The following is an 8,819-nucleotide window of genomic DNA, read 5'->3' as shown; positions in this document are numbered from 1 at the left end:
TTATTATATACCTTGACGCTGTTTAGTCCACTTTCGAAACTCGGGTCTCGATAAATCATTCGACCTGTACTCTTACTGTCGACCTGAGCTTTAACAGTGAAGTTAATTGCATCAGGTGTAATCTTTTCCTCAGCAGTACTTACTCTATTTCCTAACGCATTAACTTCTGTACGCTCTGCTTTAGATGTGATGGACTGTGTGTTAGAATCTACTGTAACAGCAAGGTTCGTGACAGATGATTGAACGGCGTTTATGTCCGCAGCAACGTCTTCGGGGGCAACGGAAAACCCATCCATTTTAGTACCCTGAATAAGCTTAGGCTCTTTTATACTCATACTCACAGAGCCATCGGGTGCATTTGCTTGAAAACCTATAGATAACCCAGTGTGGTTTGCAAATGAATCTTTAGTAAAGGATATTTCTACATACCTCCAAGTATTATCTCCGATAAAATAGTTAGCGCTGTAGGAAATGACCTGCTGATTACTTGCTGAAGATGATGCTGTGTTTAATGCTACATATGATGTAGCAGCACTGGATAAGGAATACCAAAATCCTATAATATATACATCTCCTGATTTAAGAGTGAATTCACGGTCTGCTACTATAAAAAAAACGGACGCTCTGACACTTGCATTATTTCGTATAGTTACAACTCCATGTTCAATATCCGTTTGCTGTCCACTACTCCATCCTAATGGTCGTTTTAATAGCTCAGAGTTTAACAATAAATTCCTCCCCCCAATCTGAATAGCATCTATCTTATTAGTTACCTGTAGGTTAATACGCCCCTCAGCGTTGCTAATTTCTGCTTGTGTTTCGGATTTGTTATAGACATTGCTACCCGATGTTGCTATAAGAGTACCGTGTACATGCGCTTCTTCTAAGTATGCTCGTTTTCCATAAAAACCGAAATCTGCTAGTGTACCGAAAATAGGGCTTACAATCCCTGCAAGATTACCCATACGGGTGCGTACGCTGTTCGCTCTGTCCGTCCACATGCCATAAACTGTATCGATAAAAGGCGCACCTGAATCACTTGCAGTAATGTAAATCACCCCTTTACGATTATTATCTGTAAAGCTATCTATGCGCACTAATTCGTCACCCTCAGCAGGAATGCTAGACCCGTCTAAAATAGAAATCGTAAAACTCCCTGTAACAACAGTCAATACCCTAGCGACCAAATATTTAACACCTTTACCATTCCAAACTTGACACTTTAAAACATCGCCAACTTTGAAAGGCACTACTATCTTACCTCCATCAGTATCAATAGTGCAATTGTAATTAGCGCCAGTTTTTGTAGCCCCTGTTATTTTAATACCGTCCGAAACAACTACAGCACCGTTTGTCCCCTTTAATTCATTAACAACTAAAGAGTAAAAGTTCGCTTCACCTCTTACAAAGAGATCGTCAATTTCTAATACATAGTTTCCATTAGCATCCTTTTTTAGAGCATACCCATGACCTGCCCATCCGCTCACATAACTTTGTGAACCTATGCCTTCAAATTTTGGGCTATCCAAAGGACGGACAGGCTGCGTTAAATAATTAGGTTGCGCTAACCCGTTCCACAAAATAGAATTATCCGATAGATCTGCTCTTAAAGCACGTGTCGCTAAGTCAGAAGTATTTGCGTGATTTGCTGTAAGGGAGTGAGTAGCTAAGTCTGCAGTATTCGCATGTCCAGCCGTATCAGCTGTTGCAGCATGAGTAGCGATATCAGCACGGCCGGCTCTTTCGGCATAACCTGCTTTTTCGGCGTATGTTGTATTTATTTGAAGACCACCGTCGCCTAAATTTCTAGTAACCGTATCAGCAAGTTTATCGCTTTTGTTGCGCTCTCTTGCAAATTCTGATATTCCGATAATATTGCTTAGGGTGAACTCATAACGATGTGCCTTTTGTAGGTCTCGAACATAACTATCGATCCGGATGTTACCGTTATAGCCAATATCGGTAGCTTTTAAGTTGACAATACCACCCAGTATAAGTTCAACCTCCTGTTCTAACAAGAATCTAGGAATTGGCTTGCATGACCAGTTATATTGCTCTATTCCATTATCAGCAAAGTAAGAATTACCAATATCAAGCACTTTATTTTCAGACCCTGTAACATATACCTGAGGCATATCAATTTGTAAGAAAACAAAACTATCGCCAACAGCAGGCTTTAATAAATTCGAAGGTACACCGTCAGGATAAGCGGGATCATCGACTATTTTATTAAATGTCACTTGCCTTGTGGCGTGATTATAACCGTTTTCAGAGATGGTAAAAGTGAAGCCTACAAGCTGTCCGCTTGTGAAAACAATTTGAGCAGGAAGGCCATTATCAAGCAAATGATCATTTAAATCAAAATCAATATCGGACGATCGAATAACATTCTCCGAAACAACAGATGTTACTGAAGCGTGCAGACGAGGGTAGATATTATCATAAACATGAAAATCTTCTACTATATCATCCCCATTAGAATAATTAGGATTTACAAGAGGGTTGCCGCCTGTTGGCTGTATGTTAGAATATCCATAATTATTAGGAATATTTCTAGAACCACCAGTAATGTAAAGATGTGTTACTACAGGATTTTCACGACGTGTGCGATACAACTCATAAAGCTCATTACCTTTGCCGTATTCAAGCTTTAATCCTGTATTCGGCTGCCTACGGGTAAGATTTATGGTTTTGTCATCAAACCATAATTCAAGTCCTGTCTTGTCTGCGACCTCTTGCAATGCACTAAGAATTTTCGCAGAACTAAAAGACCATTGAAATACTTCTGTATCGTCAATTACTCCTAGACTCCAGCCGCTGGAAGCCCTGTTTGCATTCTGTAAAGCAAGACCAAGTAAAGTCTTAGCGTCGCTCATTAAGTACACATTGCGTTCAGTGAGGTTATTATTTTTGTCTAAAGTGAATAAGCCCCATTTACCTAGATCGTAATACAAAGCTTCAAATTCGATATTATAAGCATATCCAACCTGAGTATTCTTCCTTGTAATATTAGTAGGCCTGTTTATTTTATAAGTACGGCCATAAACGACAATAGAGTCCCCTTTTTTAAAGGCAAGTGTTGAGGGTGAATTAATTTCTACTTCAACACGATCTTCTTGCATTATCTTTCTATACTGTGCACCAATCGCCTTACCCCTCCATACAACTGTATTACCTCTTTTAATCTCGTATATCATCCCTTTGGCCTCCTAGCTAATTGTGAATAAATCGGTTGGATAGTCATCAATCAATTCTAATCGAAAACGAATCCACGAAATTCCCTTATCAATAATCTCCATACGCTTGTAAAAGACTTTCCATCGCCTGTTCTTTATCACATCATCAAAATTGAATACAGCTGTATTTAGTAAAAACTGCTCCAGCGCATTGTATTTAACCATCAACGCAGCTGCACTTTCTGCTTTTATACAACATTGCACCTGATACCTCTTACTTTCAAATTTTCGTGAACCATGGTAGCGGTCTGTTCCGTTTTCCTCAACAAAATCGATATCTAAGCCACTGTCTTTTAGTGCAGGCATCGCCAAAATTTCGGCATCAACGCCTTTTTCAACAATCAATCCGTATTGTAATTCAGGATCTATCCCATTTATTCTATATGCGCTCATTTAAAACCCTGCGCCCCTCCTTATAGCATCTGTATTAGTAATCTTATTGTTTAATTGCACGATAGCAGTTTCAATATTTTCCAGTCTATCGGTATTGTTAGCTGTCCTGAATGTGTTGTTTTGGATAGCTATTAATTGCCCTAATTTGTCGCTAGAGATTCGCAGATAGTCAGCATGATTAATTTTGCTAACTTGCAGTAGTTCCAACTGTGCCAAGCGTAATCCTCCAAATTCAGCTTCAATTCGACCAGGTGCCGATTCGGTTATCCCTGCAATCCCTTTTGCCAACTCTCCTTGTTTGCTCGTTTTATCAGATAAGTCTTGCCCTGTGATCTTTTCGATGTTCTCCCACTCTTTAGCAGCTTTTTCAGCAATTGATTCATATTTTTCACGTAGTGCGTCAATTTGCTTTTCAGTAGGAGTGCCCGCCTCCATCATAGCGGCGAGTTCGTTATAGAAAGGCGTCATAGCGTCTTGTAAATATTTCGCTTGAAAGGTTGCTTTAATAGCGTTGCGCATAATATCTTGAAAGCTTTTCCCCGCATTAAGAGCGGCGTTTGTCACACCATTTTCTAATAGATCGTGTAACCCCGAAGCTAAAGCAGCGGCATCCGTGCCCGTCAACAAACGGTTCATATCCGCTTGCAAGTCTTCTAAGGATAATCCAAGCTTTTCAAGCTCATCACGCAATGCCCGCAACGCTTCAAAATCTGCCTTAGCCTTATCTTTCAGTCTACCTTCACTGTATAGCTTTTCGAGTCTATCGTAATCAGCACCTTGAAGAGATGCCATGATATCCCACGTCTTGGCTTTTCTAAACCACGTCCCGTGCTTATACCCTTTATCATCGATATACTCCTCACTCTGCAATGCAGAAAATATCTTGTTGTAAGATTTTTCAATTTCAGGAGACTGTTTTTTAAGAGCATCAAGCTGCGCTATAATTGCATTGTAAGAAGATTTACCACGTGCTACTGTATCAATTTCACGCTGACGAAGTAATGCTTGGTATTCCATTTCTCCGCGAATCGCTTCATCGTAAAACTTCTGTACCTCAGCTCTAGCTTGACGGTTCATTTCTTTTGTGCGCTTACCTATTGTAAGAACCCCACTAACAACAGAAGTTACTGCACTGACTATTTTCCCTGCAGATCCTGCCACGCCAGCAATAGCGGATATTTCTCCAAGTATACCACCTCCGCCATCCGTTTTGTTCTTTTGGTAATTGTTCAAGTTCTTGGTTAGCTCCTTAAAGCCTGTTCCCACGTCAACACTAGCTTTTAATACGTTGGAAACTAAACTCAACATATCCCCAAGCTCCTGATTAACATTATTAATGTAACCGGCCATCCTGCTGAACTCTTCCGCTACTTTAGAAGTTCTATCGTAAAGTCTATTATCCAGGGATTCTTCAGCACTCCGTAATGCTTCTATGATTTGTTTGCGAAGCTCAGGAGACATATCTTTTTCAGACAGTAGTCTTGCTTTAGCGTCAGCAATAACCTTTCGAGAAGATGCGTCTGAAAGCTTTTCAATACCCTCAAATAAGTTTTTATAAACTTGAAGCTTTTGGATATTCGCATCATCAAGAGCATTAAGCTCTTCTACATGTTTTTCATCAAATGCTTTTAATTGTTCGGCAGTAGCAGAATCGACAATTTTATTACGCTTTTCTTCAAAATCACTAATGAGTCTTAAACGCTTATCAGCATAAGTCTCCATTAGTTTTAATATATCAGCGTATTGCCGTTCCTCTTTCTTCTTTGCGTCTTGTTTTGCTTCTAAATCCAACTTAGCTACCGCTTCATATAGCTCTCTTTGAGCAGCTGTCATTTCAGTAGGGTCAACAACAATTGATTTCCCGAACTCTTCCTCAATCACTTGTAGATAGCTCTTTGTTATATCTAGTTGGCCCCGCATAAGTTCTTCCGCTTTTGCTAAACCTAACTCTAACTTATATTGCTCAAATTGCGCATAAAGGCTTCTTTTTTCTTCTATATCTGCGAGTATCGCCTTATTTAATATTCTCCGCTCAGCTTCTGAAGTCTCAAACTTCTCACTTGCAGACAACCCTCCCTCATCAACTCTTAGGCCTTTGTTTTTAGGGTCAGCATAAAACTTCCGCACCTCTTCACGAATTTTCTTATACTTATCTTTTACGCTAACTAATTCCTGTTCATCACGACTTAAGTTGCTACGAGTAACCTGTTCATTTATTTGATCTATAGATAGCTGCAAAGCTCTTTGACGCTCAACAGCTTGCCTTGCTTGTTCTGCGGCTCTTTCAGCTGCTCTTTTTGCTTTTTCGTCTAGCTCTTCGTCTTCCTCTGTTTTTACATTCGTAATAGTATTACCACCTACTGCTTTAGCTCCAAATCTTAAAAAGTTAGCCTGCTTAATTCGTAGAAAATTTAAAGTATCTTCAAAATCTTTTAAATTATTCTTCCCTGCATCGGTTAAAACACCCTCATTTACATCTTTTTTGTACCGCTTGTAAGTTTCTGATAAGTTCTCGATTATAGATGTTGTCTCACTAAAAACGTCGTTTAGTTCATGTTGAGAAGAATTATTAAAATCAAAATCAGACACACGTTTAACAACACTTTCAGCCTCCGTCATGGCTTTGTTGATCTCACGAATTTTATCTGCAGTTTGATTTCCAAAAGGATTCATTCTTGTCCAAAACTCTTGAGAAGATGTAGGGTTAAATGTTTTATTTATTTGATCAAGTAAATCAGCGAAGAAGCCTATTATAGCTACTACAGAACGTCCAATTACGCCCTCCCCATCCTCTATACTTAAAACAAAATTATCCCACGCAATACCCATTCGCTTAGACTGCTCTACAAGCTTACCCGCCCCATTTTCAAACTCTTCCTGCATCGCACCGTTCGCATTTTTAACAGTGTCCATAGCACGAGATAGCGTGTCATATCCTGCCGCAAGTGTACCAATAACCCGTCGTTGACGAATATCCATAATGCCGTTACGCTCCATCTGAGCTTGAACACTACCGCCAGCCTTATGTATATCATTCAGCCCTTTAATATAATCTTGGAAAACTCCACTAGCGTCAGTTTTAAACCTAGCCTGTAAATCAGCAGCCGAGCCACCAACAACTTTAAGAATATCCGCAACACCTTTACCAGAGCGAATTGACTTTTCAAAGAGCCCTAACGTTTTTTGAAATGTAGAACCTACAACCTCGGCCTCTATACCTAGAGATTTCGTAGCAGTAGCGTATCCAAGAACCTCTTGCCTACCGATTCTATACAGTCCAACGTTTTGCGATATAGCCTCAGCATTACCAAGTATTTCTTTTTCAGATGCAGCGAAGTTATTTCCTAGGTTAACGATCTCATCGCCAAAAGCCTTTACGTTCTGAACGCCACCATCAACAAGGGTAAGCATACGAGCAATTTCTTTTCCCCCATCCTCCCCACGGATATCAGAAGCAGTTTCAAGCATCGCTAAAGCTTCTGTGAAGGCTAATATATCAGCCCGGCCTTTCACACCTAATTGACCAGCGATTGCGGCGTATTCGGTTAGCTTTGTCGCATCAACAACTTTAAGTTTCATAGACAAATCCACTATAGATCCGCCTAATGAGCGCAAGTCTTTACCTACAATATCTGTTGTTTTAGATATATCACGAAGCCCACTATTGAAATTTGCGACAGTCTGCCTATTGTTCTTGAATAGCATAAACAAGCCAACCAAGGCAGTAACCAACAGCCCAATCGGAGAAAGAGCGAAGCTTACAATATTCTTACCTACTGATAAAAACGCAGAACCTAGCTCCTTTATACCACCGGACTTACTAGATAGTTGATCTAGCGACGTTCCAAAAATTGCTAACCGTTGATTTATTTGGCTAATCTGAGGGCTAATAAGCTCAAGAGCATCTGAGTAATTACCGACATTTCTTTGATGCTGACCTAGAGAGGCATCGATCTTCTTAATTCCTGTATCGAGGATATTTGTTTGCTTAACAAGATCTTTTGATTTCTGCTCTAAAGCAGCATATCCCACACTATTCTTGTATCCAGCACGTTCAAGACGAAACATTTCAGCAAGGACCTCTTTAGCTTCTTTCCTCACCGTGTTAAGGGCTTTAGCTAATTTGCCGTACTCGCTATTTTCGGCTAAATATTTCTTAAGCTCTCGCTCAATTCTTGCCTGCTCCTTGCGCTCAGCATTTAATTTATACTGTTCTTCTTTGAACTTCTGTAGGGATATCCTCCCAGCATCATATTCATTCTTTAAACGTTGACTCTCTCTTCTTTCAGCTTCAATCGCAAGTCTGGCCTGTTTAAAAGCTTCCATTTGATCTAACTTCGCAGCTGTAATAGCCTTATCAGAAGCGGTCTTATTCAGTATATCAACCTCTCTCGCAGCATTTACAGCTTCTTTGGCAGTGTCACGCATTGATTTAGCAATACCATTACTTACACTTTTATTTAAGTTGACATTGAACTTTTCAGTCATTTCAGCCTGCAGGCGAGCAAGGTTTGCAAGCCTTTTACGCAAGTCACTATCATCACCAATGAACTTAAATTTAACCTCTGCCATATAGGTTCAAAGGTACTTTGAGTCAGATTCCTCATAAAATACAAGAATCTACATATCAGCCATATGTAAAATAAAAACAAAACCATTTGGTTAAGTTTCGAATTATTTATATACTTGCAGTACAATAGTTCATTGAAATAAAAAAAAACACCCAATTTTCGAGAAGATTAACGACACGTAGTCGGTTGGTAAAACTAAAGTGCTGGCATACCACAACGTGAAGAATGTTCCGAAATAATTCCCTTGAGGTATTCGGCTTTGAAATCTGTAATTGTATGCCAAATTTTGCGGGGTGGAGCAGTTGGTTAGCTCGCTAGTCTCATAAGCTAGAGATCGCTGGTTCGAGTCCAGCCCCACGCAACAAAGGCAACATGATTTGGCATTTCATGGAAAGAGGTAGTTAGTCGGCCACGCAAGCGGAGAGCGCACCGTAGTTACTTGCAAAAACTATATGTCCTACCTGAAAGGAAAGTTCTTAACGAAACCTGCTTAGCATTTGAAACGTAAATGCACACACACTATTCGTCTAGAGGTTAGGACGCTAGGTTTTCAGCCTAGAAACACGAGTTCGATTCTCGTATAGTGTACAGAAAGATTAGGTATGAAGTTTAATATTAA

At 39.9% G+C, this 8,819-nt stretch carries 3 protein-coding genes and 2 tRNA genes; 2 read left to right on the top strand and 3 right to left on the bottom strand.

Annotation, left to right across the window (positions count from 1 at the left end; translation table 11 throughout):
* The 3 genes from ORI89_RS17495 to ORI89_RS17485 form a co-directional block, all read right to left on the bottom strand.
* Window positions 1-3,197, bottom strand: a 3,197-nt coding sequence (locus tag ORI89_RS17495) for a hypothetical protein (RefSeq protein WP_268231810.1), incomplete at its 3' end; no start/stop codon positions are given.
* A gap of 12 nt (window positions 3,198-3,209) precedes the next feature.
* Window positions 3,210-3,629: a hypothetical protein gene (locus ORI89_RS17490; RefSeq protein ID WP_268231809.1), complete on the bottom strand. Its 420-nt coding sequence runs from the start codon at window positions 3,627-3,629 to the stop codon at window positions 3,210-3,212.
* On the bottom strand, window positions 3,630-8,201 hold the full coding sequence (locus ORI89_RS17485; protein WP_268231808.1) for a phage tail tape measure protein: 4,572 nt from the start codon (window positions 8,199-8,201) through the stop codon (window positions 3,630-3,632).
* A gap of 286 nt (window positions 8,202-8,487) precedes the next feature.
* Here ORI89_RS17485 and ORI89_RS17480 point away from each other — a divergent pair.
* Window positions 8,488-8,562 (top strand) — tRNA-Met (locus ORI89_RS17480).
* A 154-nt stretch (window positions 8,563-8,716) separates the two neighbouring features.
* A tRNA-Glu gene (locus tag ORI89_RS17475) sits at window positions 8,717-8,788 on the top strand.
* The last annotated feature ends 31 nt before the right edge of the window (window positions 8,789-8,819 follow it).

This window comes from Sphingobacterium sp. UT-1RO-CII-1 (assembly GCF_026711005.1).
Classification (GTDB): domain Bacteria; phylum Bacteroidota; class Bacteroidia; order Sphingobacteriales; family Sphingobacteriaceae; genus Sphingobacterium.
Note: the sequence above shows the minus strand (reverse complement) of the source record. Positions and strands in the feature narration are given on the sequence as shown.

What these genes read in the sequence shown, in the direction of transcription:
- ORI89_RS17490 (WP_268231809.1), bottom strand. Translation starts at nt 3,629, where the DNA reads ATGAGCGCATATAGAATAAATGGGATAGATCCTGAATTACAATACGGA.
- ORI89_RS17485 (WP_268231808.1), bottom strand. Translation starts at nt 8,201, where the DNA reads ATGGCAGAGGTTAAATTTAAGTTCATTGGTGATGATAGTGACTTGCGT.